The 24394-nt window shown below is 62.6% G+C and carries 21 protein-coding genes; 10 read left to right on the top strand and 11 right to left on the bottom strand.

Annotation, left to right across the window (positions count from 1 at the left end):
* Positions 1 to 1710 carry a hypothetical protein gene (locus BLS48_RS00525; RefSeq protein WP_091574648.1) on the top strand — a complete coding sequence of 570 codons (1710 nt, stop codon included), beginning with the start codon at positions 1 to 3 and terminating at the stop codon, positions 1708 to 1710.
* Complete coding sequence (locus BLS48_RS00520) at positions 1703 to 2107, top strand: hypothetical protein (protein WP_091574646.1); 405 nt, start codon at positions 1703 to 1705, stop codon at positions 2105 to 2107. The genes BLS48_RS00525 and BLS48_RS00520 overlap by 8 nt, the downstream gene beginning before the upstream one ends.
* On the opposite strand, the gene BLS48_RS00515 is transcribed toward BLS48_RS00520, so the two are convergent.
* Together BLS48_RS00515 and BLS48_RS00510 are read right to left on the bottom strand one after the other, a co-directional pair.
* Positions 2085 to 3128 carry an acyltransferase family protein gene (locus BLS48_RS00515; protein WP_091574644.1) on the bottom strand — a complete coding sequence of 348 codons (1044 nt, stop codon included), beginning with the start codon at positions 3126 to 3128 and terminating at the stop codon, positions 2085 to 2087. The genes BLS48_RS00520 and BLS48_RS00515 overlap by 23 nt on opposite strands.
* On the bottom strand, positions 3121 to 4161 hold the full coding sequence (locus tag BLS48_RS00510; protein ID WP_167364893.1) for an acyltransferase family protein: 1041 nt from the start codon (positions 4159 to 4161) through the stop codon (positions 3121 to 3123). Before BLS48_RS00510 ends, BLS48_RS00515 begins: the two co-directional genes overlap by 8 nt.
* 227 nt (positions 4162 to 4388) lie before the next feature.
* Between BLS48_RS00510 and BLS48_RS00505 the strand changes: the two genes are divergently transcribed.
* Positions 4389 to 6737: a ComEC/Rec2 family competence protein gene (locus BLS48_RS00505; protein WP_244529501.1), complete on the top strand. Its 2349-nt coding sequence runs from the start codon at positions 4389 to 4391 to the stop codon at positions 6735 to 6737.
* Here the strand turns inward: BLS48_RS00505 and lexA are convergent.
* Complete coding sequence (gene lexA, locus BLS48_RS00500) at positions 6731 to 7471, bottom strand: transcriptional repressor LexA (protein ID WP_091574639.1); 741 nt, start codon at positions 7469 to 7471, stop codon at positions 6731 to 6733. The genes BLS48_RS00505 and lexA overlap by 7 nt on opposite strands.
* 381 nt (positions 7472 to 7852) lie before the next feature.
* Positions 7853 to 8587, bottom strand: coding sequence for a GntR family transcriptional regulator (locus BLS48_RS00495; RefSeq protein WP_091575602.1), 735 nt, complete (start codon positions 8585 to 8587; stop codon positions 7853 to 7855).
* Positions 8588 to 8752: 165 nt separating this feature from the next.
* Here BLS48_RS00495 and kynU point away from each other — a divergent pair, with 165 nt between their 5' ends.
* On the top strand, positions 8753 to 10000 hold the full coding sequence (gene kynU / locus BLS48_RS00490; protein WP_091575601.1) for a kynureninase: 1248 nt from the start codon (positions 8753 to 8755) through the stop codon (positions 9998 to 10000).
* Positions 10001 to 10004: 4 nt separating this feature from the next.
* On the opposite strand, the gene kynA is transcribed toward kynU, so the two are convergent.
* Together kynA and BLS48_RS00480 are read right to left on the bottom strand one after the other, a co-directional pair.
* Positions 10005 to 10841 (bottom strand): tryptophan 2,3-dioxygenase, encoded by an 837-nt coding sequence (gene kynA, locus BLS48_RS00485; RefSeq protein WP_091574637.1) that lies wholly within the window; start codon positions 10839 to 10841, stop codon positions 10005 to 10007.
* Complete coding sequence (locus BLS48_RS00480; protein ID WP_091574636.1) at positions 10838 to 12463, bottom strand: AMP-binding protein; 1626 nt, start codon at positions 12461 to 12463, stop codon at positions 10838 to 10840. Before BLS48_RS00480 ends, kynA begins: the two co-directional genes overlap by 4 nt.
* Positions 12464 to 12779: 316 nt before the next feature.
* Here BLS48_RS00480 and BLS48_RS00475 point away from each other — a divergent pair, with 316 nt between their 5' ends.
* Positions 12780 to 13610 (top strand): alpha/beta hydrolase, encoded by an 831-nt coding sequence (locus BLS48_RS00475; RefSeq protein WP_091575600.1) that lies wholly within the window; start codon positions 12780 to 12782, stop codon positions 13608 to 13610.
* A 49-nt stretch (positions 13611 to 13659) separates the two neighbouring features.
* Here BLS48_RS00475 and BLS48_RS00470 read toward each other — a convergent pair whose 3' ends face one another.
* From BLS48_RS00470 to BLS48_RS00450, 5 genes are all read right to left on the bottom strand, one after another.
* Entirely contained in the window at positions 13660 to 14865 is a 1206-nt protein-coding gene (locus tag BLS48_RS00470) for a molybdopterin molybdotransferase MoeA (RefSeq protein ID WP_091574634.1), read from the bottom strand.
* Complete coding sequence (moaC, locus tag BLS48_RS00465; RefSeq protein ID WP_091575599.1) at positions 14865 to 15347, bottom strand: cyclic pyranopterin monophosphate synthase MoaC; 483 nt, start codon at positions 15345 to 15347, stop codon at positions 14865 to 14867. The genes BLS48_RS00470 and moaC overlap by 1 nt, the downstream gene beginning before the upstream one ends.
* A gap of 66 nt (positions 15348 to 15413) precedes the next feature.
* Complete coding sequence (gene trpC, locus BLS48_RS00460) at positions 15414 to 16262, bottom strand: indole-3-glycerol phosphate synthase TrpC (RefSeq protein WP_091574633.1); 849 nt, start codon at positions 16260 to 16262, stop codon at positions 15414 to 15416.
* Between the two features lie 3 nt (positions 16263 to 16265).
* Complete coding sequence (gene trpD / locus BLS48_RS00455) at positions 16266 to 17276, bottom strand: anthranilate phosphoribosyltransferase (RefSeq protein WP_091574631.1); 1011 nt, start codon at positions 17274 to 17276, stop codon at positions 16266 to 16268.
* Entirely contained in the window at positions 17273 to 19165 is a 1893-nt protein-coding gene (locus BLS48_RS00450; protein WP_091574629.1) for a SurA N-terminal domain-containing protein, read from the bottom strand. The genes trpD and BLS48_RS00450 overlap by 4 nt, the downstream gene beginning before the upstream one ends.
* Positions 19166 to 19309: 144 nt before the next feature.
* Between BLS48_RS00450 and tpiA the strand changes: the two genes are divergently transcribed.
* The 5 genes from tpiA (at position 19310) to BLS48_RS00425 (ending at position 24394) form a co-directional block, all read left to right on the top strand.
* Positions 19310 to 20077, top strand: a complete 768-nt coding sequence (gene tpiA / locus BLS48_RS00445) for a triose-phosphate isomerase (RefSeq protein WP_091574627.1) — start codon at positions 19310 to 19312, stop codon at positions 20075 to 20077.
* Between the two features lie 170 nt (positions 20078 to 20247).
* A complete protein-coding gene (gene secG / locus BLS48_RS00440; RefSeq protein WP_091574625.1) occupies positions 20248 to 20724 on the top strand; it encodes a preprotein translocase subunit SecG in 477 nt (158 codons plus the stop codon).
* A 211-nt stretch (positions 20725 to 20935) separates the two neighbouring features.
* The gene (locus tag BLS48_RS00435; protein WP_091575598.1) at positions 20936 to 22054 is read left to right on the top strand and encodes a L,D-transpeptidase; all 1119 of its coding nucleotides are present in this window, start codon (positions 20936 to 20938) and stop codon (positions 22052 to 22054) included.
* 138 nt (positions 22055 to 22192) lie between these two features.
* Positions 22193 to 23830 (top strand): CTP synthase, encoded by a 1638-nt coding sequence (locus BLS48_RS00430; RefSeq protein ID WP_091574623.1) that lies wholly within the window; start codon positions 22193 to 22195, stop codon positions 23828 to 23830.
* 24 nt (positions 23831 to 23854) lie between these two features.
* Positions 23855 to 24394 carry a DUF1697 domain-containing protein gene (locus BLS48_RS00425; protein ID WP_091574620.1) on the top strand — a complete coding sequence of 180 codons (540 nt, stop codon included), beginning with the start codon at positions 23855 to 23857 and terminating at the stop codon, positions 24392 to 24394.

The raw sequence follows: 24394 nt of genomic DNA, 5'->3' as shown, positions 1-24394 counted from the left end.
ATGACCCTGACCGCCTATTACAGCGCCGGCACTGCGACGCTCACCAACGGGTCGACGGCAGTCGTCGGCATAGGCACAGCCTGGACGACGAACAACCTTGCGCCAGGCGACCAGATCGAGACCGACAGCGGCCTAAGGGCGACGATCGCGTCCATTGACGGCCCGACAACGCTCACCCTCGACAAGAACTTCGTCGGCACAACGCAGACAGCGGCTCCTTACAAGATCTGGCGCACCTTCGACGCCCAATACCTAATGGAGGGCGCAAGGAACGCCTTCAACTTGCTGGGATCAGGCAGCATAGCCGCGCTTGCGGAGCTCGCTGGCCTCGCCGACAATGGCATGTATTTCACCGCTCCTGGTGTGCTGGCGCTGTTCTCCCTGACAGCGGCAGGCCGTGCGCTCCTCGGCGATGCCACTTTCGCTGATATGCGCACGACGCTAGGCATCGCCACGGACCTTGATGCTGTGAGAAAGCGCGGCACGGTTCGGGCGGCGACAACGGCAAACATTGCGATCGCCACAGCGCTCAACAATGCTGACGTGCTGGATGGCGTAGCGCTCGCAACCGGCGACCTGGTCCTGGTCAAGAATCAGACGGCACCAGCTGAGAACGGCATCTATGTCGTGGGAGCCGTCCCGGCTCGGTCGGGCGAATATGACACCTACAATGAACATGCCGGAGCTCTGATCCTCATCCAGGAAGGAACGACGCTCGCGGACACCCTGTGGTCGTGTACCTCGGACGTGGGTGGCGTGCTCGACACGACAGCCATCGTCTTCACCCAGATGGCATCCGTGCCTAACGATAGCGTCACCAACGCCAAACTGGCCAACATGGCCAATGCGACGATCAAAGGCCGCACGACGGCAGGCACGGGCGACCCCGAAGACCTGACAATGGCGCAGCTGAAGGCGCTGTTATTGTCGTCGACCGTCATCCGCGAAGTCTTGACTGCCAACCGGACCTACTATGTCCGCACCGATGGCAACGACGGCAACACCGGCCTGGTAAACAACAGCGGCGGCGCCTTCCTCACCATCCAGAAAGCCATCGATACGGCCGCAACGCTCGACCTCTCAATTTATTCTGTGACCATTCAGTGCGGCACGGGCACAGGCGGAACATCCGGTATCAACCTTAAAAGCTTCGTTGGCGGCGGAACGATCACACTTCAGGGTGACACAGGAACGCCGTCCAACGTGACCATCGCCACGACTTCGGCCAACTGCATCAACGCGCTTGGGATAATCGGCAAATATACCATTACCGGCTTCAAGTTCGCCGCCACGACCTCTGGCTACGCCATCAGCGCGGGCGGGGCCTCGAAGATTGACCTTGGTGTTGTTGAGTTCGGCGCTTGCGCCTCCGGTCATATCGACGCGGAACAGCAGGCAATCGTCACATTCCTCAACAACTACACCATCTCCGGTGGCGGCACGAGGCACTGGTTCACAACGACCGGCGCGCTTATCCAATGCACCGGCAAGACCGTGACTCTCACAGGGACGCCCGCGTTCTCTTCAGGGTTCCTTATCGCAAGTCGCGATGGTGGCGCACTTATTAGCAGCAATACATTCAGCGGTTCGGCTACCGGCTCTCGCTACTCAGTCAGCTATACTGCGTGGGCGGATGTTGCGGGTGCCGGCGCGTCATATCTTCCCGGCGATGCTGCCGGGTCGACATCATCGGGAGGCACGTATGCCTGATTATGATCCCAGCAATTGGTTCTGGGTTGTGGCCGGCAACGAAAGCCGATTCTGGTCAAGCTCAACCGGCGCTTATGTTGACGCCTTGCCTGAAGGTGCTGGCGTGACACGCATCGCGAGCGAGGATGAGCTGTGGGATGTGCTACGCGCTCAATTTCCTGACGGATTGCCGCAACAGCTGAAGCCGGCGCGATTAGTGCCCAAACGTGTCATCATCGATCGGCTGCAGGCTGCGGGCCTGCTCGAAGCGGCGAAGACCGAGATCGACAGCGCCGATCTATATACGCAGGAACGTTGGAACGCACGGACCGATATCTATGCCAATGATCCGACTGCTCTCCAGATGCTACAGAGCATAGGGGGCGACCCGGCTACTATCTTTGGTCCGACCGAATAGCGGCAAGATCAGGGGCCGAAAATTCCCTATCGCGGTTGGCGCGCTTGGCGATCGGTCTCCAGTATTTCCGATAGAGCCACTGCTCTAGGCGTCCGAACGCCAAGCCGCCTAGCAGGCCGCAAGACAGCGTCGCGACTATCATTGCCCATAGCGGCCAACCCGGTGCCGCTTTGTAGATCGCAAAGACGATCGACAAGTGGGCCAGATAGAGCCCGTAAGAATAGTCACCTGCTTTCGCCAGCCACTTCGGCACAAACCCGGCTTCGATCCAGATGGATATGAACACGGCTGAGGCGCATAGGACGCCGAGACCAAGATAGGACTGGCTCCAGGCGTTTGCGTAGAGGCTCATGACAGAAGTCAGAAGCACTAGAGCAAAGAAGGGTCGCCAGTCTCTGGTCATCATCCCTGATGCCATGACATAGCCCAGGACGAAAAACAGGTTGACGCCGGAAAAAGGTATCTGAATTGCGGTCGGATTAAGCACCGGAACTGCTATTCCGGATGTCCCTGAAACGAGGATAACCACGGCCCAACAGACGGCAAGCCACATCCTCGCGGTGTGAGAGGTCCGGCAAACGACCGCCAACCAAAGCAGCGCATAGAACTGCATCTCATAAATGAGCGTCCAGTAGGGAACATTGAAGGTCGAATTGAGGTCCCCTGTAGGAAGCAGAAACAGGGAAGCGTCTGGTGTTATCGTCGGTGGCTGTCCAGCGGTCGACAACACGACATACGCCAGGCCGAGCGCGAGGAAATAGGCAGGGTAAATTCTCGTCAAGCGCGAGAGAGCAAATGACCTTGGCCCCTCATTGGTCGTTGCCAACGCCATCACAGCCCCCGAAATGACGAAGAAAATGAAGACGCCGGTAGTGCCGAGCTGAAGGCGGCGGAAACTGATGGTGTCAGCGCCTGTCGCGAGGCATGAAAAATAGACAGAGTGCTGAACGACCACCAGCAGCGCTGCGATCGCACGCAAAGCCTGTAGCCCCAGGTAGCGTCGCTGTTCGTTGTTAGGCATCTGCTTCCCCCTCGGCCGATGTGGGCGAGATGCTAGGCGTCGCAAGAAGACCCCTGGCCGTCTCCCCGGCGGTCATGCCTGGAACTTCGACAGCGGTATGAATGAGCCACGCGACGAACATGGCTATGGTGATCGACGCCACGCCGTAGACCACAAAGAGCGAATAGGGGTCGAGACCCAGCGACCTGACGCCCAGTTTGACGATGATCAGCGCTCCCGCGAGGTGGAGTAGGTAAAAAGGGTAGCTGATCCGCCCCAGGAAGTGGGCGAATGAATTCGCCGTCAGCCAGACCGAATGCCGCGAGACGTAGGCAACAATGCAGAAAGCCCCAAGCATCTGCCAGCAGCGCATAGCGAACCCTGGGCCGAGTATGAAATCAGCGGTCATCAAGGCGAGAAGCCCAACCGACGCTGTGACGCGGTTGACGGCAACAGTCGGAAGATCGTCAACGAGCGCTCCCAAGGCGAAGGCGCTCATGAACAAAGGGATCGGGCGGTGGTCGAGGTAGGAGACCGCGAACGTTGCGACTAGCAAGGCGACGAAAAGCGCCGGGTGTGTTCGTCTGGCCGTCGCCGCCGCATAGACCCACAGGCTTCCCCACACCTCGATCTGCAGGGTCCAGAGCACACCGTTGAGAGAGATATCGTAGAAGATCGACGCGCCGATGATCTGCGACCAAGTGCTTGCGGGCGTCAGGTAGCCGATGATGAGCGCTGACGCCACGGCGACCGGAACCAGGCGGAAAGCCCTTCGGAGGATATAAGAAACGATGCCGGCATCTTTGTTTCGGAGTGATCTCGAAAGCACAAGGCCGGACAGCACGAAGAACACGATGACCGCAGCGTCGGCGTGAAAGCCGATGTGCAGGAACCGGAAGACCACATCCTGCAGGGTCGCATCTGGCGCGGTTTTGATCGTCATCCGATAGGCGAGGCCAAGGCCACCAGCGACAGAAGCGCAATGCCCAACCGCAACGCTGAGCGCCGCCAGGCCGCGAAGTCCATCTAGATCATAATTTCGAAGTGCCGCCATCCAGGGTGCCATAGCACGCGGAAAAGGACGGCCTCAACCTTGCCTGTCGGTGAAAACCAAGCCGGCTGGTTTAAGCGGGGCTTTAAGGAGCCATTAAAGCGCGCAAGCTGGTGCCAAATGAAGTTGCGCGGAGGTGCCAAACGATTTTGCGCGCTACAATTGGCGTCAGCGAACGGTCCCTGTTTGCGACGCCTCCGCCGGCCTCGCCGCGGTCGCCATTGCCCCTCGTGCCGAGCCCCGGAGACCAACCGTTACAGGCGGATGTCTCCACCCCCGATCCGGTTGCCGAGGCCGGCGCGATCGTGCGGCTGCACCGGCAATTCCGTCAGGTTTCGCTGCCTCGCCTGCGCCATAGCGTGGCCACGGCGGCGGGCCTCGAACTTGACCGAGGCATTGCCTTCCTGCTGGTGCCGGTCTGCCTGGCTGGTGGAGCGATCGGCTACTTTTCTCTGGCGACGGAGCCTGACTTTGCAAAACCCGTCGCGGTCGTCGCCCTCGCGGGGCTCTGCGCGCTTGTCTCGCGCCCCTGGCCGAAAACCCATCTGTGCTTCATGGCAGCATTGTTGTGCGCGCTGGGCTTGCTTGCCGGCAAGGTCGAGACGTGGCGGGCCGGAACTCAGATGCTGGGCTCGGAGATCTCGACGCAAGTGACCGGCCGCGTCGTCTCGCTCGACCAGATGGAGAGCGGCCGTATTCGGCTGACCATCGACGTGACGTCAACCGCACGGCCGAAATTACGCTATATGCCGGAACGCGTTCGGCTTTCGGCGCGCAAAATACCGGCCGAAATGACCGCCGGCTCCCTGATATCGGGTTATGCCAAGCTGTTGCCGCCGACCGGCCCGGTGCGTCCGAACAGCTATGACTTTTCTTTCGACAGCTATTTCTCCGGCATAGGCGGCAGCGGCTTCTTCCTTGGCAATCCAAGGATTGTCGCGACCGATGACGATGACATGCCGCGGGCGGCCCGTCTTTCCTCGGCGGTAGAAAATGCCCGCGAAGCCATTGCAGACCATATCAGGGCCAGCGTCGGTGGCGCCGAAGGCGAGATCGCCGCGGCGCTGATCGTCGGCGTGCGCGCCGGCATTCCCGATGAAATCAACGAAGCGATGCGGCGGACCGGCATCTATCACATCATTTCCATTTCCGGACTGCATATGGCGCTGGTCGCCGGCACCATCATGGGTCTGCTGCGCGGCGCCTTCGCCCTGTTTCCGGACTTTTCCGCGCGCCGGCCGGTCAAGAAATACGCGGCAGCCGCAGCACTTTTCTCGATCGCGGCCTATCTCATCATCTCGGGCGTCGTCGTTGCCGCCGAGCGCAGCTTCATCATGCTGGCGGTGATGCTGATTGCCGTGCTGTTCGATCGCGCGGCACTGACCATGCGCAATCTGGCGATCTCGGCGATCGCCGTCATCGTGGTGTCGCCGCATGAGGTGGTCGGCCCGAGCTTCCAGATGTCCTTCGCCGCGACCGCGGCGCTGGTCGGTGCCTATGCCGGCTGGTCGGATCATCGTGCGGGGAAAACGAGACCGCCGCCGCCGAAGCGGTCGTTGCCCAGTTTCCTGACGCGAAAATTCCTGCTGGCAATGGGTGGCCTTGCCATGACCTCCATCATCGCCGGCAGCGCGACGGCGCTGTTCGCCATCTGGCATTTCCAGCGCGTGTCGCCGCTCAGCCTGTTCGCCAATCTGGCCATCATGCCGATCGTCTCGTTGGTTGTGATGCCTTTCGCCGTCCTCAGCGCGCTGGCGATGCCGTTCGGCATCGACGGTCCCTTCCTCTATGTGATGGGCAAAGGCCTGACCGCGATGATCGCCTTGTCGGCGTGGATATCGGAACGCTCGCCGATCGATGCGGTCGGGTTGATTTCACAGCAATCCGTACTGTTGGTGGCGATTGCCCTGGTCATTGCGACGATGGCGACGACATGGCTGCGGCTCTTGGCGCTGCCATTCGCGCTTGCCGGCCTGTTGACCGTCTCGGATACGCGCGCACCGGATGTGCTGATCTCGGAGGACGCGAGGCTGGTGGCGCTGCCGATCGGCGACGGCGAACTCGCGGTCAGCCGGGCGCGTCCAAACGAATTCACAGTCGACAACTGGAAACGCGCGCTGGCATCCGAAACCATCGTCGTGCCGGAGGTGTTCGACAAGGGAGACGGACAATTCGACATCGCGGATTCCGCCGAACTGCCACCGGGAGCGCCCTTCTACTGCACCGCCGGCGTATGTCTTGCCAAGCACCCTTCAGGTGCGATCATTGCGCAAGTCGAGGACCGCAAGGACGCGTGGAAGGCCTGCGGCTTCGCGGAGCTGATCGTCATCAATGACGCGACAGCCTATGATCCCTGTCACAATCCGCTGGTTCTGGTCATCACCAAGCGGCAACTCGCCCGCAAAGGCAGTGCGGCCGTTTTCTTCGATCGCCGATCGGCAATTATGCCAGCAACGGTCAGCTTCGCTGTGAACAGGCCATATCGACCCTGGCACACCCAGCGAAAATTCTCACGCGAGGCGAGGGGGCTGCCGCCCTATCGCAACCCTGAAAAGCCGAATGCGGGCCCTGTTCAGTAGCGCCTGATCAGCCCGACGAGCTTGCCTTGCACCTTGACCCTGTCCGGTCCGAAAATGCGTGTTTCATAGGCCGGATTGGCGGCTTCGAGGGCAATCGAGGCACCCTTGCGGCGAAACCGCTTCAGCGTCGCCTCCTCGTCGTCCACCAGTGCCACGATGATCTCGCCCGGACTTGCGGTATTGGCATTGCGGATGATCACAGTATCCCCGTCGAAGATGCCAGCCTCGATCATCGAGTCGCCCTTGACCTCCAGCGCATAGTGCTCGCCACCCATGATCATGTCCGGCGGCACGGAGATCGAATGCGTCTGATGCTGGATGGCGTCGATCGGCACGCCGGCTGCGATCCGACCCATCACCGGGATCGACACCGCGGAGACCACGTCGTCGTCATTGCCGGCCGAGGGCATGCGCGAAGAAGCCGGCTTGATCTGCCGGCCAAGGCCGCTGCCTTGACCGAGGCTGCCCTGGATGACGCTTGGCGAGAATTTGCGGGCCGCGTTGAGGCCGGGCGCGATCGAATCCGGCAGCCGCAGCACTTCCAGGGCGCGCGCGCGATTGGGCAGCCTGCGAATGAAGCCGCGTTCCTCCAGCGCCGTGATCAGTCGATGAATTCCGGATTTGGAGGCGAGATCGAGCGCTTCCTTCATCTCGTCGAAGGAGGGCGGAATGCCGCTTTCCTTGAGCCGTTCATGGATGAACATCAGCAGTTCATGTTGCTTGCGCGTCAGCATGGCGGCCCCCGAGGCATTGAACGAGGGTTTGAACCAGAATCGAAAAACAAACCCAGAACAAACACTATCTGTTCCAGTTGTGTTCCGCAACCGTTTAAAGTTTAGTGAATTTGTTAAGACGGCTGAAATTATTTGGCGCTCGGCAGCGGGCCCTGATCGGCGGCTGCCCGCGGCTGCGGTGCACTTGCACGCATTGAAATTGTTATGGTTAACAGCCTGTGGACCAGCCTGCTTCGAGGCTTGGCATTGGTCGCCGACAGACATCGGAAAGCGGCTTTTCCACTTTCAGCAGTCGTTCGTCCGCCGTGAACGAAACGAAGCCAAAACGCCAACTTTTGCCCGAGAAATGCCTATGTTGGGGTTTGCCCAAGTTCGTCTACCTCAATGCTTGTTTGTGCTGCCGTCGCCGGCATGGACATAGACATGCAGCGTGTAGCCGATATGGGCGGTCATCAGCGCTTTCGCGCGTTCGATGTCCCGATCCAGCGCCGCTTTCATGAGCGCGGTGTGATGTTCGATCGCGACGGCCTGGCGCAACGCCTCCATGGCCTCCTCATAGCCATGCAGCAGGCCGGCGGCCGCCCGCAACGTTGGCGCAAGGCCCAGGAAGCGGTGATGGCGACGCAACTGATCCGCGATCGTGGACTGGAAGTTGAACAGCCAGGGGGATGTTGCCGCGCTGAGTAGCGCCGCGTGGAAGGCCTCGTGCTTTTCGTCCCATTCGTCGACCACTTCATCTGAAGGGTCATCAACCGCGGTCTTGCAGCGCGACAGCCGGTAATGGGCCGTGACGACGGCATCTTCCCATTCATGGCCGCCTTTCTCGATCGATTCCTGGAGCAGGGGCAGCTCAATCACCAACCTGGCGCGTGACAGGTCTTCCAGTTCGGTGCGCGAGACCGGAGCGACGGCGAAACCGCGATTGCTGATGGAAGTCACCAGGCGCTCGGCCTCCAGTCGCGACAGCGCTTCGCGCAACGGTGTCCAGCCAATGCCATAGCCATTGCGCAGCGTGCTGAGCTTGAGCGGCGCGCCGGGCTTCAGGCGGGTCGTGAGGATATCGCGACGCAGCAGCCTGTAGGCCGCTTCAGTCTTCGAGTGTCCTTCATCCAATATCGTTGCCCCATCCACGGATTGCACACATAAATTATATATGAAAGCCTTCCATGGTGTAAATTATATATAATGTTTGACACAGTCCGGCAGACCGCGCATGTTCGGCCGGCCAATTTCACCTGTCTTGTTCATCTGGGCGCGCTCATGCGCGGAGGACAATCGATCATGAATGCAACTCCCGATCTCGCAACAATCGAGGCGATGGACGCAGCGGATCCGCTGCGCTCCATGCGTGATCGCTTCGTCTTGCCGGAAGGGGTGATCTATCTCGACGGCAATTCGCTGGGTGCCGCTTCACCCGCCGTCTTCAACGAGATCCAGAAGGCCGCGACACAAGAATGGGCGCAGGACCTCATCCGGGCCTGGAACACCGCCGGCTGGTTCGACATGCCGGTGGCGCTCGGCGACCAACTCGGACGCCTGATCGGCGCCGCGGCTGGCCAGACGGTGGTCTGCGATACGACCTCGATCAACATCTACAAGGTGCTTCATGCGGCGCTTGGCATGCGGCCAGACCGGTCGGTCATCGTCGCCGAGGGCGACAGCTTTCCAACAGACCTCTATATGGCCGAAGGCGTGGCATCGACGCGACCGGGCACTGTGCTGCGGCTCGAGGGCGTCGATGCGCCAACCATCGAAGAGCTGATCGATGAGCGCGTCGCCGTCATCCTGGTCAACCACGTCAATTACAAATCCGGCCAGTTGCGCGACATGGCGGCGCTGACGCGCAAGGCCCATCAAGCCGGCGCGCTGATCGTCTGGGACCTCTGCCACACGGCGGGTGCCTTGCCGGTCGAGCTCGATCGCGCCAATGCCGATTTCGCTGTCGGCTGCACCTACAAGTACCTCAATGGCGGCCCGGGCTCGCCGGCCTTCATCTATGCCGCAAAGCGCCACCATGGCGATGTCCACCAGCCGCTCAGCGGCTGGTGGGGCCACGCGCGGCCTTTCGCCTTCGAACAGGGCTATGCGGCTGGCGTCGGCATCCGCCGGTTCCTGTGCGGTACGCAGCCGGTATTGTCGATGCGGGCGCTAAAGGGCGCGCTGGACCTCTGGGACGAGGTCGACATGGCGGCGGTGCGCGAGAAGAGCATCGCGCTGACCGAGCTGTTCATCCTGCTCGTTGAAGCCAGATGCGGCGCCTTCGGCCTCGAACTCGAAAGTCCGCGCAACGGCAAGGAGCGTGGCAGCCAGGTGTCGTTCCTTCATCCGCATGGCTACCAGGTGATGCGGGCGTTGATCGAGCGTGGCGTGATCGGCGATTTCCGCGCGCCGTCGACCATCCGCTTCGGCTTCACGCCGCTTTATGTCGGCTACAAGGATGTCTGGCAGGCGGTCGAGGTGCTGGAGGATATCCTGCGCACTGGCGCCTGGCAGGATGCCCGCTTCGCGGTCAAGACGGCCGTCACCTGAAAAGTCAGAGCCGGGTGCGAACCGTCCAGAGCTCCGGAAACAGGACGACCTCGAGCATCTTTTTCAGATAGGACGCTCCCGACGTGCCGCCGGTGCCGCGCTTCATGCCGATGATGCGTTCGACTGTCGTGACGTGGTTGAAGCGCCAGCGGCGGAAATAATCCTCGAAGTCGACCAGTTTTTCGGCCAGCTCATAGAACATCCAGTAGCGCTGCGGGTCGCGGTAGACGGTCTGCCAGGCCACCAGAACCTCTTCATTCTCGGTGCGTGTCTCACGCCAGTCCTTGCGTCTGGCGTCGGCGCCGATGTCGAATCCGTTGCGCGCCAAAAGCAGCAACGCTTCATCGTAGAGCGATGGCTCGGCCAGGATCGCCTCCAGCTTCCGGCTGAGGTCCGGCCGGTGCTTGTGCGGACCGAGCATGGCTGGGTTGCGGTTGCCGGCCATGAATTCGATGGCGCGATATTGCCAGGACTGGAAGCCCGAGGACTGGCCGAGCGCGTCACGGAACTCGGTGTATTCGCTGGGCGTCATCGTCCGCAGTACGTCCCAGGCGTTGTTCAACTGCTCGAAGATGCGGGCGACGCGCGACAGCATCTTGAAGCTCGGCTCGAGACGGTCCGCACGGATGGAGCGGATCGCGGCGCCGAGCTCGTGGAGAGCGAGCTTCATCCATAATTCCGAGGTCTGGTGCTGGATGATGAACAGCATCTCGTCATGCGCGGACGACAACGGCGTCTGCGCGTCGAGCACCTTCTCCAGGTGCAGATAGTCGCTGTAGGACATGCGTTCCTTGAACGACATCTGTGCGCCTTCGGACGCCGGATCGTATGGCTCGCTCAATTGATTTTCTCCGTGCGCAGCCGGAAGCGCTGGATCTTGCCGGTCTGGGTCTTGGGCAAGGCGGCGATGAATTTCACCGATCGCGGGTATTTGTAGGGGGCGATCGTTGCCTTGACATGGTCTTGCAGACGCTTGGTGGTCAAGGCGTCGGGCGCCACGCCCTGCACCAGCACGACATGTGCCTCGACGATCTGGCCGCGTTCGGCATCTGCGGCGCCGATCACCGCGCATTCGGCGACATCAGGATGCGACAGCAACGCCGCCTCGACCTCGGGCCCGGCAATGTTGTAGCCGGCGCTGATGATCATGTCGTCGGAGCGCGCGGCGAAATGGAAGAAGCCATCCTCATCCTGGGTGAAGGTGTCGCCGGTGAGGTTCCAGCCGTCGCGCACATAGTCCTTCTGCCTGATATCGGCCATGTAGCGGCAGCCGGTCGGCCCGCGCACCGCCAACCTGCCAGTCGCGCCGCGCGGCACCTCGCGCATCTCTTCGTCGACGATGCGCGCCTCGTAGCCACCCACGGGCTTGCCGGTCGACGCCGGCTTCATGTCGTCAAAGCGGTTGGAGATGAAGATATGCAGCATTTCGGTGGCGCCGATACCGTCGAGGATCGGTTTGCCGGTCTTTCGCGTCCACTCTTCGAAAACCGGAGCCGGCAACGTCTCGCCCGCTGAAACTGCAACGCGCAGCGATGACAAGTCGGCGCCCTCATCCATGGCTTTCAGCATGGCGCGGTAGGCGGTCGGTGCGGTGAAGGAGATGGTTGCTTTGTAGGTCTCGATGATATGGATCATGTTGGGCGGCGTTGCCTGCTCGAGCAGCGTCGCCGCCGCGCCGAAGCGCAACGGGAAGATGGCGAGCCCGCCAAGGCCGAAGGTGAAGGCGAGCGGCGGCGAGCCGACAAAGATGTCGTCCGGCGTCACCTGGAGGATCTCGCGGGCGTAGGCGTCGGCGATGATCAACAGGTCGCGGTGGAAATGCATCGTCGCCTTCGGCACGCCGGTCGTGCCCGAGGTGAAGCCGAGCAGCGCGACATCGTCGCGGCCGGTGCTGACGGCGGTGAAGACAACCGGCTTGTCGAGGGCGGCGCGATCGAGTTCGGCGTCATGGTTGGCGGTGCCGTCGAAGCCGATGACCTGTCTGAGGAACGCGCTGTCCTTGGCGCAGGCGGTCATCTCGTCCATCAGCCTGGTATCGCAGAGCGCGATGGTGATTTCCGCCTTGTCGACGATCTTGGCAAGCTCGCCGGCGCGCAGCATCGGCATGGTGTTGACGACCACGGCGCCGACCTTGGTGGCAGCCAGCCAGCAAGCCACCATGGCGGGGTTGTTGGCCGAACGGATCAACACCCGGTTGCCCGGCTTGACGCCGTAATTTTCGACCAGCGCATGGGCCAGTCTGTTCGTCCAGTCGGACAGTTCCTTGTAGGTGCGGCGGCGACCATTGCCGATCAGCGCGGTGTGGTCACCGAGGCCTTTCTCGACCAGCCTGTCGGTCAGTTCGACGCCGGCGTTGAGGCGTTCGGGATAATCAAAACCGTCGAGCAGGAAGTCCGGCCATTGCTCCGGCGGCGGCAGGTGATCGCGCGTGAACGTATCGATATGCGCTGAAGGCCCAAGCATGTCGCCGCTATCCCGTCTGTTGCCTGGCCAGTGCGCGAGACGCCTGGCCGGATAAGGTGGATCTGAAGGTCCTGTTTTTTAAGAGGAGGCTTCGTGCCGCCAGTCGCACCTTGCTCGACGCCACCCGGACAGGGTGAGCATCCGCAGGGTTCGGGCCGCACAGCAGACCTCCCATTTTGTCGGCTGTTCGTCAGGCAGGATCGCACCAGTCGAAATTTGTTTCAAGCCTAAAATGTTTTGCGTGGAAGCATTGACGCAAGGCGCTGCGGTGGCCATTGCTAGCGCTGAAAACGATGCCGTTTGGGGGAGGATGCCGATGCTCGAGCGTCACATTGTCGATTGGGACGGCGCCTATGCCAACGGCGCGAACATCGCCGGCAGCGACCGCTGGCCGGCCGCTTGGGTCGAACCGGCGCAAGCGTTTCGCAATGCACTTTCGGCACAGGGCCGGGCACGGCTCGACATCGCCTATGGCGACGGACGGCGCAATCGGCTCGATCTCTTCCTTCCCAGCGCCACGCCCAAGGGGCTGGTGGTGTTCATCCATGGCGGCTACTGGATGGCGTTCGACAAGAGTTCCTGGTCGCATCTCGCCAATGGCGCGGTCAGTAGCGGCTTCGCCGTGGCGATGCCCTCCTACACGCTGTGCCCGGAAACACGCATCGCCGGCATCGTCGGGGAAATCGGGGCGGCGATCGGCAAGGCGGCGGAAATGATCGACGGACCGCTGATGTTGACCGGACATTCGGCGGGTGGACATCTCGCCAGCCGGATGGTGACGACAACCACGCCTCTGGCAGCCGATGTCGCGGGGCGCGTGCGCCAGGTCGTGTCGATTTCAGGCGTCCATGACCTGCGTCCGATCATGCTCACCGAGATGAACGCCACATTGGCGATCGACGAACGTGAGGCGCTGACCGAGAGCCCGGCGCTCTTGCGCCCCATGGGTGGTGTCCGCATCACCTGCTGGGCCGGCGGTGGCGAGCGCGCCGAATTCCTGCGCCAGAACGCATTGCTTGCCAACATCTGGACCGGCCTTGGCGCCACGACCAGCACCGTGGTCGAGCCCGACCGGCATCATTACAGCATTGTCGACGGCCTTGCCGATCCGGCTCATCCGCTGACCCGGATATTGCTCTCGGAATAGGGCCGAGATTATTTTTCGTATTGTTGTGAATGGCTTATGTTGGATTCATTTAGCGTAGCATCAGCACGCTGCAAGCCTCGCCTGCGGCGGCCGCGGGGGTAAACGGCGGCCGCACGATCAGCCCGTTGGCGTCGGCCAGCTTTTTCAGCATCGAGGAATCCTGGATGCTGAACGGGGTCGCAACCAGCACGTCGGCATCTTCCTGGACCATGGCCCGCACATAGTCCTGGCGAAGATCATTGGCCGGCATCGCGGCGCCCAGCCGCGCCGTACGTATATCCTGACGATGATTGCGGCCGCCAAGCCGCGCCAGCAGCGGCTTGAGGAACAGTTGCGAGCAAACCAGGCTTGCGACCGGATTGCCGGGCAGACCGATGCACCTGATCTCGCCGAGGCGTCCGAACATCAGCGGTTTGCCGGGACGCATGGCGATCTTCCAGAAACCGAGCTGCATGCCTTCGCCGGTCAGCACGTCATGGATCAGGTCATGGTCGCCGACCGAGGCGCCGCCAAGGGTGACAATGACATCCGCACCGGCCGCGACCGCCTTCTTGACCAACGCGGCGATGGCCTCCTTGCGGTCGGCTGCAATGCCAAGATCGAGCGCGCGGGCGCCTACCGATTGCGCGGCGGCGGCGACGCCATAGGCGTTGGACGAGATGATCTGGTCCGGCCCGAGTTCGCTGCCGGGCGGCAACAGCTCGTCGCCGGTGGCGATGATGGCGACCAGCGGTCGTCGCACCACGCTCACTCGGGGATGATTGGCCGATGCCGCCAGCGACAGCGCCGCCGGATCGAGCAAACGGCCTTTTTCAAGCAGGATGTCGCCCTTCGAAAAGTCAAGGCCGATGCGGCGGATGTTGCGCCCTTCGGCGGTGGGCTCGATCACTTCGATATCGCCGCCACCGATATCCCTGACATTTTCCTGGATGACGATGGTGTCGGCGCCGTCAGGCAGCGGCGCGCCGGTGAAGATGCGCACTGCCTGGGCCTTGCCGACCGTGCCGTCAAAGCCGCGCCCGGCCGGCGCCATGCCGATCACGGAAAGCCGCGCTGGCACCGACGCCACGTCGGCGGCACGGGCCGCGTAGCCGTCCATGGCCGAGGCGTTGAAAGGCGGCTGGGTGCGCAGCGCGACAACCGGTTCCGCCAGAACGCGATCCACCGCCTCGAAAAGTGCAACGCTTTCGCTTGCCAGCGGCACGGCACCGTCCAGCAGGCGTTCGAGCGCCTCGGCGACCGGAACCAGCGCCATCAGGCGCCTGCCTTGTAGTCGCCGGACTTGCCGCCGGTCTTTTCGACCAGCCGGATCCCGGAGATGACCATCGCGCGGTCCACCGCCTTGGCCATGTCGTAGATGGTCAGGCAGGCAACCGAAGCGGCGGTCAATGCTTCCATCTCGACGCCCGTCTTGCCGGTGACCCGCGCGAGCGCGATGACCTTCAGACCCGGCAAAGCATGGTCCGGCTCGATGTCGACGGAGACCTTGGTCAGAAGCAGCGGATGGCAGAGCGGGATCAGCTCATGCGTCTTCTTGGCCGCCATGATGCCGGCGATGCGCGCGGTACCGAGCACATCGCCCTTCTTGGCGTCGCCCGCGAGGATCGTTGCCAGCGTCCCTGGCTGCATCGAGACAAAACCCTCGGCGATCGCCGTGCGCGTCGTCTCCGCCTTGTCGCCGACATCGACCATGTTGGCCTCGCCCTGCGCGCTGAGATGGGTGAGGGCGGCCGGCACCATTAGATCGCCATAGAGCGACGTGCGTCCATTCGGACGCACAAAGTACGCTCTATCACTTTGAATCTATGCATCGTGCTCTCCGAAAATCGATTCCGATTTTCGGGCCGATGCATCCGGCGCCTTGCCCGTCAGGAGCAAGCGCGTCGCCGCAGTGACGTCCTGTTGCCGCATCAGGCTTTCACCGACAAGGAAGGTAGCGATGTCGCTATTCTGCAGTCTCAGGCAATCGTCATGCGTGAAGATACCGCTCTCGCTGACCAGCAAACGGTCAGCCGGGACCATCGACGCCAGCCGCTCGGAGGTATTGAGGCTGGTCTCGAATGTTCTCAGATTGCGGTTGTTGATGCCGATCAGCCGCGACGACAGCTTCAGTGCGCGCTGCGTCTCGGCCTCGTCATGCACTTCGACCAGCGCATCCATGCCGAGATCGAATGCCGTCGATTCGAGGTCGCTCGCCAGGGTGTCGTCGACGCTGGCCATGATGATCAGGATGGCGTCCGCGCCCCACGCACGGGCTTCATAGACCTGGTAGGGATCGAACAGAAAATCCTTGCGCAGCGCGGGCAGGGCGACGGCGGCGCGCGCCCTAGTGAGAAATTCGGGCGCGCCCTGGAAGGACGGCGCGTCGGTCAGCACCGAAAGACAGGCCGCGCCGCCTTTCGCATAGGCCTGCGCCAGTGCCGGCGGGTCGAAATCCGCACGGATCAAGCCCTTGGAAGGGCTCGCCTTCTTGATCTCGGCGATCAGGGCGAAGCTGCCTGACTTGCGCTTCGCCTCGAGCGCGGCAAGAAATCCGCGTGGTGCGTCGGCGTCTCTTGCACGTGCCTTGATCTCGGCCAGCGGCACACGTGCCTTGGCCGCCGCGATCTCGTCGCGCTTGTAGGCCTCGATCTTGCGAAGAATGTCAGACACGCTCTATCCGTTCGAAATCTCGATCAGCCGGTCGAGCACCTGCAGCGCCCGGCCGCTGTCTATGGCCTGCGCCGCCGCCGCGATGCCGTCAACAAGCGTCGTCGCCTTGCCTGCCACCACAAGTCCGGCGCCAGCATTCATCAACACGGTGTCGCGATAGGCGCCGGCAGCGCCGCCGAGCATATCGCGCAAAGCCCCAGCGTTGTAGGCCGCGTTGCCACCGCGCAATTCATCCTTGGTGTGGCGCGCCAGCCCAACGGCTTCAGGCGTCAGCGTGAAGCTGCGGATCTCGCCACCGATCAGTTCCGCCACCTGCGTCTCGCCGGTGGTGGTGATTTCGTCATAGCCGTCGCCATGAACGACCCAGGCATGTTCGGTGCCCAGCGCCTTCAATGTCTCGGCGACCGGCATGATCCATTCCGGCAGGAACACACCGACCATCTGCCTGACGACGCCGGCCGGATTGGACAGCGGGCCGAGCAGGTTGAAGATGGTGCGTGTGCCGAGCTCGCCACGGATCGGGCCGACATGCTTCATCGCCGGATGGTGCGCCGGTGCGAACATGAAGCCGACGCCGGCCTCGTGGATGCAGCGGCCGATCGTCTCCGGCGGGATGTCGATCTTGACCCCGAGCGCGGTCAGGACATCGGCCGCACCGGTCAGCGAGGAGAGGCCACGATTGCCGTGCTTGGCGACCGGGACGCCGCTGCCGGCGATGACGAAGGCCGATCCTGTCGAGATGTTGACGCTGTGCGAATTGTCGCCGCCGGTGCCAACGATATCGATGGCGCCGGCGGGCGCGTCGACGCGAAGCATCTTGGCGCGCATGGTGGCGACGGCGCCGGAAATCTCGCTCACCGTCTCGCCACGCACGCGAAGCGCCATCAGGAAGCCGCCGATCTGGCCAGGGGTCGCGTCACCCGACATGATGATGTCGAAGGCTTCACGCGCTTCCTCAAAGGAAAGGGCGGTCCCGCCCGCGACCTTGGCGATATGGGTTTTCAGCGCGCTCATCTTGTCGAGGCTTGGGCAACAGCGGCCTGATCGATGCGAACGTCGTACTGCGTCTGCAACTGCGCCACCAACTGGTCGAGCAGATCGTCCGACATGCCGGAGGTGAAGGACTTCTGCGCGTCCTCCGGCACCGAGCTTGCCTCGGCGCCCGCAGGCTCGAACACTTCGGCGACCTTGAACAGGATCTGTCCGTCGCCGGTGGGCGAGGGGATCAATCCGGTGCCGCCTTCGCCGACGCCGAACATGACCGCGGCGCCCTCCTTGCCGAAGTCGGCATCGTCGGCCTCACGCTTCAAGCCGCGCTTGGTCTGCTTTTCCAGCTTGAGGTCGCCGGCGATGACGTCGAGCGTGGCGCCGGCCTTGAGCCGCTTTTCGAGTTCACCTGCCTTGGCGGCGAGCCGCTTGGTCGTTTCGGTCGCCGTCCAGTCGGCGGCGACTTTCTGACGAACCTCGTCCAGCGTCCGGTCGCGCGCCGGCGTGATCGAACTGACCTCATAGAAGATGAATCCGTTGTCCGTCGTGGTCAGAGCGTCGTTCTCAGTGTTGGGTTCCGCGTCGAAGACGGCCTTGATCAGCGCGGGTGATTCCGGCAGGTCCTTGACGATGGAGCCGTCCGGCTTGAGACCACTGCGATCGATGGCGTCGATGGTGACGTCCTTGAGCTTCAGCTTGGTGGCGGCGTCGGCCAGTGAACTGCCCGAGGCGCGGGTGTCCTCATAATTGTCGTGCACATCCAGAAGGATGCGGCTTGCCTCACCGAGCGCCAGGTCCTTGCGGATCTGGTCGGACACTTCAGCGAGCGGCTTGACCACTTCGGGCTTGATCTCGGTGACGCGCAGCAGCACCGGTCCAAAGGCGCCCTGAACCACGGGGCTGACTTCATTGGCGCTGAGCGCGAAGGCCGCGTCGGCGACCGCCTTGTCGGCGATCTTGTCCTTGGCGAGCGTGCCAAGCAGAGTATCGGCCGGGGTCTTGCCTTCGGCCGCGACGAGCTTGTCGAAGGTCGCACCCGCCTTGAGCGAATCGAACGCGGCCTTTGCCGCATCCGGCGTCTTGAACACAAGCTGCTCGATGGTGCGCTGCTCCGGCGTGGTGTAGCGCGCCTTGTTCTTGTTGTAGTCGTCGCTGACCTGTTGGTCGGTGACGGCGGTCGTATCCATGATGTCCGCCGGTTCGAGCCGGACATAGGAGAATTTGCGGTATTCGGGTGCGGCGTAGGTTTTCTTGTTGGCCTCGAAATAGGCCGACAGCACGCTGTCGCTCGGCGCCTCGATCGGCTCGACCAGCGTCTTCGGCAAGGTCAGGTAGTCGACGGTGCGATCTTCGCCGCGGTAGAGCGCCACCGCCTTGAAGAAGGTATCCGGCGCCTTGAGGCCATCCGAGACCGCCTCGACGATCTGCTGGCGCACCGCAACCTGGGCACGGTTCTTCAGATAATCCTCAGGCCGCATGCCGATCTGGCGCAGCATGTATTCGAACGTCTTCTTGTCGAACTGACCGCCGGGCCCCTTGAACGCCGGATCCTCGCGCGTCAGCTCGGCCAGCCGGTCCTTGGACAGGCCGAGGCCCAGCTTGCGCGCCTGTTCGTCGAGTACGGCACCTGAAACGAGCTGTGCCAGCACCTGATTGTCGACGCCAAGCGCCTTTGCCTGTTCGTGGGTGAGACGTTGGCCGAACTGCTGCGACATGACGCTGAGCTGGCGATCATAGGCGAGGCGATATTCGTTGATCGACACCTTGGTGCCGCCGGCGGTTATCACCGAATCATGGCCGGCGAAACCGCCCATCAGCCGTCCGGAAATGCCCCAGGCGGCGAAACTGACCACCAGCAGCGAAAGCAGCGTCTTCGCGACCCAGGTGCCTGCCGCGTTTCTCAATATACCAAGCATCGTTACTTCCGATTTATGCGCATTTTCGCGTGCGCCGAGTCTGAAACAAGCGCAATAGCGCCCTTCCGGTCCACTGTCGATTGCTTTGTGGCCTGATTTTGGTAGTGAGGGCCAGAGCCGAATATCGCCCGGAGAAGCAAACCCATGACGCCAGGAATTCGCCCGCTCGTCGCCGGCAACTGGAAAATGAACGGCACCAGTGCCTCGCTCAACGAGCTCAGGATGATCGGCAACGGTTTCATGAGCGGGCTTGATGCGGAAACCGAAGCGCTGGTCTGCGTTCCGGCGACCCTCCTTGCCCACGCCGCCGAGATCTTGTCGCGCACCCCGGTCCATGCTGGCGGCGAGGATTGCCACACAAACGAAAGCGGCGCCTATACCGGCTGTATTTCGGCCGAAATGCTGAAGGATGCTGGCGCGACCCATGTCATCGTCGGCCATTCAGAGTGCCGCGAGCAGCGGGGCGAGGATGACGCCACGGTCCAGGCCAAGGCCTCAGCCGCCTGGCGCGCCGGGCTTGTGGCCATCATCTGCATTGGCGAGACACAGCAACAGCGCGAAGCCGGCGCCACGCTCGAGGTGCTGGCGCGGCAGGTCGCCGGCTCGGTGCCGCCGAGTGCCACCGCGTCCAACACCATCATCGCCTACGAGCCGGTATGGGCGATCGGCACCGGCCTGACGCCGACCGTCACCGATGTGGCCGAAGCGCATGAACATATCCGTGAAAAGCTGTCGGAGAAGCTTGGCAACGTCGCGGCGAAGATGCGTATTCTCTACGGCGGCTCGGTCAAGCCGTCCAATGCGGTTGAACTGCTCGGCGTCAGGAATGTCGACGGCGCGCTGGTCGGCGGCGCCAGCCTGAAGGCGGCGGATTTCCTCGGCATTGCCGAGGCCTATCGCAACATCTCCTAAGGATGCTGGCCGCGCCGGACGGGGCTGACGGCGCTGGAAATCGTTGCAAAGCAGGTGTTGCTTCCCATATTCCGGCCACGGGCTTGGAAATGCCGTCAAAGCATTGTATTGAGCCGCCTCCAATTCACCGGTCGTGTCCGCGGCCGGGCAAGGCCTTGCCAGGATAAACTATGGAAACCGTACTGATCGTCATCCATCTCATGGTCGTGCTCGCCCTTGTCGGCGTGGTGCTGCTGCAGCGCTCCGAAGGCGGCGGCCTTGGCATTGGTGGCGGCTCGGGCTTCATGACCGCGCGTGGTGCGGCCAACGCGCTGACGCGCGCGACGGCGATCCTTGCGGCGGCTTTCTTCGCCACGTCGCTGACACTGTCGATCGTCGCCCGTTACGGCGAGAAGCCGATCGACATCCTCGACCGCGTCCCGGCGACCTCGGACGGTGCTGGCAAGGGCGTGCTCAACCAATTGCCCGGCACGACCACTCCGGCGCCCGCTGGCAACGCCACGCCGACGCCACCCTCCGGCAACGATGCTGCCACAACGCCTCCGGCGACTGCTCCGGCCACGGCGCCTGCCGCCGGTTCGACGCCGCCCGCGGCCAACGGCGCCACTCCTGCAGCACCGGCGACCCCGCAGGTTCCGAACCAGTAACCTTCGACATTTGCTGCCGCGGCCTGTTGTCGTTTGAACACAGTCGCGGCAAATGCAGCATGATCACGAAGATTCGAGTGGCTGCGGCGCGGCCTCGCGCTTGAGGCGTCCGCGCTTATTCGACTATAGATTGCACGCGGCATTTTCGGCGTCCTTGGGGGGCGCCGGGCGACGCCGTGGGCAACAAGCATTGAACGATCGGATCTTCGCCATGCAGCTTCGCAGCTTCATTTTCCTGGGACTTTGCGCCGCACTCGGCATCAGCTCCCCGGCCTTCGCCGGCATGCCGGCAAATATGGCCGCACATCAGTCGGTTGACAAAACCGATGCCATCAACGTCGCCGCCAAGAGTGATGCGGCGCAATTGAAGCTTCTCAAGAAGAAGAAAAACCCGACACCGGACGATCTCGCCCAGATCAAGAAGATCGAGGCCAAGATCGTTGCCGACAAGGAGGCCGCCAAAGCCAAGGCGCTCGAAGCCAGGAAGCTGGCGATGCGCGAAGCCGCAAAGGCCAAGGCGGACGCCGAAAGGCAGGCATTCCTGGCCAAGAAGGGCCAGAGCGCGCCGGCGACTGAAGTGGCTGACGCCAAACCAGCCAAGAAGACTTCCAAGATCATCGAGCCGATGGAGTCGATCGCACCAATCCAGTCGGCCGAGCCTCTCCCGGCCGAGGCGATGAATGTCGCTTTGACCGGCAACAATGGCGAACTGCGCAGCGAGGTCGTCGGCCAGAAGCAGCCGAGCGGCGGCCTGTTCGCCGGTCTCTTCGGCGGCACTTCGTCTTCCTCGATGTCGCTGCTTCCCGAGACACGTGCTCTCGACCAGGCTCTCGCCAAGAGGGAAGCCAAGAAGCAGTTCAAGGTGAAGCCGGAATTCGTGCCGCAGGACGTGGAATTCACCGGCTATGATGCCGGCACCATCGTCATCGATACCAGTGCGCGGCGCCTCTATCTCGTCGAATCATCTTCGACGGCTCGCCGCTACGCCATTGCGGTCGGCCGCGAAGGCCTGCAGTTCAAGGGTACGGTCGCGGTCGGCGACAAGCAGGAATGGCCGCGCTGGATCCCGACCCTGGACATGCAGAAGCGCGAGCCGAAGCACTACGCCCAGTACAAGGATGGCATGCCTGGCGGTGGCCAGAACCCGCTTGGCGCGCGCGCCATCTATCTCTACGACGGCAAGAAGGACACGCATTTGCGCATCCACGGCACCATCGCACCGCAGTCGATCGGAACCAGCGCCTCGAACGGCTGCTTCCGCATGATCAACGAGCACGTCATGGACCTCTACAGCCGCGTCAAGGTCGGCACCAAGGTCGTCATCATCTGACGCCTGCATCCATCATGCCGAAAGGGCCGGCCTTGCCGGCCCTTTTGTTTTGCCTCGTCCACCACTTCGACGCCTTCTTGGGAAAAAACCTTCGCGGTGGTTTTTTCTCTGGCGGAATCAATCCGGCCGCGTTAAGCGATGACTCCCATGGCGCGATATGTATTCATCACAGGCGGCGTGGTTTCCTCACTTGGAAAAGGCATTGCCGCAGCGGCCCTTGGGGCTCTCTTGCAGGCGCGAGGCTATCGCGCACGCATCAAAAAACTCGATCCCTATCTCAATGTCGATCCAGGCACGATGTCGCCTTACCAGCACGGCGAGGTGTTCGTCACCGATGACGGCGCCGAGACCGATCTCGATCTTGGCCATTACGAGCGCTTCACGGGCCGCTCCGCCAATCAACAAGACAACATCACCACCGGCCGCATCTACAAGAACATCATCGAGCGCGAGCGACGCGGCGACTATCTCGGCGCAACCGTGCAGGTCATCCCGCACGTTACCGACGAGATCAAGAATTTCGTCCTCAACGGCAATGACGACTATGATTTCGTGCTCTGCGAGATCGGCGGCACGGTCGGCGACATCGAGGCGATGCCGTTCCTCGAGGCGATCCGCCAGCTCGGCAACGACCTGCCGCGCAACAACGCCGTCTACGTGCATCTGACACTGATGCCCTACATCCCGACGGCGGGTGAGCTGAAAACCAAGCCGACCCAGCACTCGGTCAAGGAACTGCGCGGCATCGGCATCGCGCCCGACATCCTGCTGGTCCGCGCCGACCGAGCCATTCCCAAGGAAGAGCGCCGCAAGCTGTCGCTGTTCTGCAATGTGCGCGAAAGCGCCGTGATCCAGGCGCTCGACGTGCCGCACATCTACGACGTGCCCATGGCCTATCACAAGGAGGGGCTCGATTCGGAAGTGCTCGCCGCCTTCGGCATCGATCCGGCGCCGAAGCCGCGCATGGAGCCCTGGCAGGCAGTGTCCAACCGCATCCACAATCCGGAAGGCGAGGTCACCATCGCCGTGGTGGGCAAATATACCGGCCTCAAGGACGCCTATAAATCGCTGATCGAGGCACTCTCGCATGGCGGCTTGGCCAACCACGTCAAGGTCAAGCTCGACTGGATCGAATCGGAGATCTTCGAAAAGGAAGATCCGGCGCCGTGGCTGGAAAAGGTGCATGGCATCCTGGTTCCCGGCGGCTTTGGCGAGCGCGGCTCCGAAGGCAAGATCCTGGCGGCGAAGTTCGCGCGCGAGCGAAAGGTGCCGTATTTCGGCATTTGCTTCGGCATGCAGATGGCCTGCATCGAGGCGGCGCGTTCTCTGGCCGGTGTCGAACATGCCTCGTCGACCGAGTTCGGCCCGACCAAGGAGCCGGTCGTCGGCCTGATGACCGAATGGCTGAAGGGCAACATGCTGGAGAAGCGCCGGGAAACCGGAGATCTCGGCGGCACGATGCGGCTCGGCGCCTACCAGGCCGAGCTCGCCAAGGGGTCCAAGATCGCCGACATCTATGGCGACACGCAGATTTCCGAGCGTCATCGCCACCGCTACGAGGTCAACATCGACTACAAGGAGCGGCTCGAGGATTGCGGTCTGGTGTTCGCCGGCATGTCACCCGACGGCGTGCTGCCGGAAACGGTCGAATATCCCGATCATCCCTGGTTCATCGGCGTGCAGTACCACCCGGAACTGAAGAGCCGGCCGCTCGACCCGCATCCGCTGTTCGCCAGCTTCATCGAGGCGGCGGTCGAGCAATCGCGCCTGGTATAGGCACCGCCAAGCGGACCGCGCTTCATGCAAACCTATGTCGCGCTTCTCTACAGCATCATCCTCGGCGAGGGGCGTCGGGTTGTCATGTCCGACCTCAAGGCGATGGCGGAAGGGCTTGGCCTGAAGAATGTCCGCACGCTGGTGGCGACGGGCAATCTGGTCTTCGAAGCTCCGGTGACGGAAATCGCCGGCCTTGAAGAACGGCTGGAAGCAGCCTTCGAGAGTGCCTTCGGCCGCCATGTCGACATCATCGTACGCGGCGCGGCCGATTGGCTGAGGCTTGCGGCCGGCAATCCGTTCGCGGACGAATCGGCCGCCGCGGCGGATCAGGTGGCGGTTCGGGTGATGCGACAGCCAGTGCCCGACGAAGCCGTCACGGCGCTTAGGTCTTATGTCGGCACGGATGAAAAGATGCAGGTCGTCGCCGGCGACATCTGGATTTTCTTCTCCCGTGCCACGCCCAATTCACGGCTTCTGACGGCGACAAGCCACAAGCGTCTGGGCATCGGCACCTCGCGCAACTGGAACACGGTGCGCAAACTGGCCGAGATGGTTGGCGCGTAA

Origin of the sequence: Mesorhizobium qingshengii (assembly GCF_900103325.1) — a bacterium.
GTDB classification, from domain to species: Bacteria; Pseudomonadota; Alphaproteobacteria; order Rhizobiales; family Rhizobiaceae; genus Mesorhizobium; species Mesorhizobium qingshengii.
This window is presented reverse-complemented; position numbering and strand designations above follow the sequence as displayed.

Excerpts from the sequence above, each read along its gene's own strand:
- BLS48_RS00525 (WP_091574648.1), top strand. The coding sequence starts at position 1 with ATGACCCTGACCGCCTATTACAGCGCCGGCACTGCGACGCTCACCAAC.
- BLS48_RS00520 (WP_091574646.1), top strand. The coding sequence starts at position 1,703 with ATGCCTGATTATGATCCCAGCAATTGGTTCTGGGTTGTGGCCGGCAAC.
- BLS48_RS00515 (WP_091574644.1), bottom strand. The coding sequence starts at position 3,128 with ATGCCTAACAACGAACAGCGACGCTACCTGGGGCTACAGGCTTTGCGT.
- BLS48_RS00510 (WP_167364893.1), bottom strand. The coding sequence starts at position 4,161 with ATGGCGGCACTTCGAAATTATGATCTAGATGGACTTCGCGGCCTGGCG.
- lexA (WP_091574639.1), bottom strand. The coding sequence starts at position 7,471 with ATGCTGACGCGCAAGCAACATGAACTGCTGATGTTCATCCATGAACGG.
- kynU (WP_091575601.1), top strand. The coding sequence starts at position 8,753 with ATGAATGCAACTCCCGATCTCGCAACAATCGAGGCGATGGACGCAGCG.
- BLS48_RS00480 (WP_091574636.1), bottom strand. The coding sequence starts at position 12,463 with ATGCTTGGGCCTTCAGCGCATATCGATACGTTCACGCGCGATCACCTG.
- BLS48_RS00475 (WP_091575600.1), top strand. The coding sequence starts at position 12,780 with ATGCTCGAGCGTCACATTGTCGATTGGGACGGCGCCTATGCCAACGGC.
- BLS48_RS00470 (WP_091574634.1), bottom strand. The coding sequence starts at position 14,865 with ATGGCGCTGGTTCCGGTCGCCGAGGCGCTCGAACGCCTGCTGGACGGT.
- trpD (WP_091574631.1), bottom strand. The coding sequence starts at position 17,276 with ATGAGCGCGCTGAAAACCCATATCGCCAAGGTCGCGGGCGGGACCGCC.
- BLS48_RS00450 (WP_091574629.1), bottom strand. The coding sequence starts at position 19,165 with ATGCTTGGTATATTGAGAAACGCGGCAGGCACCTGGGTCGCGAAGACG.
- tpiA (WP_091574627.1), top strand. The coding sequence starts at position 19,310 with ATGACGCCAGGAATTCGCCCGCTCGTCGCCGGCAACTGGAAAATGAAC.
- secG (WP_091574625.1), top strand. The coding sequence starts at position 20,248 with ATGGAAACCGTACTGATCGTCATCCATCTCATGGTCGTGCTCGCCCTT.
- BLS48_RS00435 (WP_091575598.1), top strand. The coding sequence starts at position 20,936 with ATGCAGCTTCGCAGCTTCATTTTCCTGGGACTTTGCGCCGCACTCGGC.
- BLS48_RS00430 (WP_091574623.1), top strand. The coding sequence starts at position 22,193 with ATGACTCCCATGGCGCGATATGTATTCATCACAGGCGGCGTGGTTTCC.
- BLS48_RS00425 (WP_091574620.1), top strand. The coding sequence starts at position 23,855 with ATGCAAACCTATGTCGCGCTTCTCTACAGCATCATCCTCGGCGAGGGG.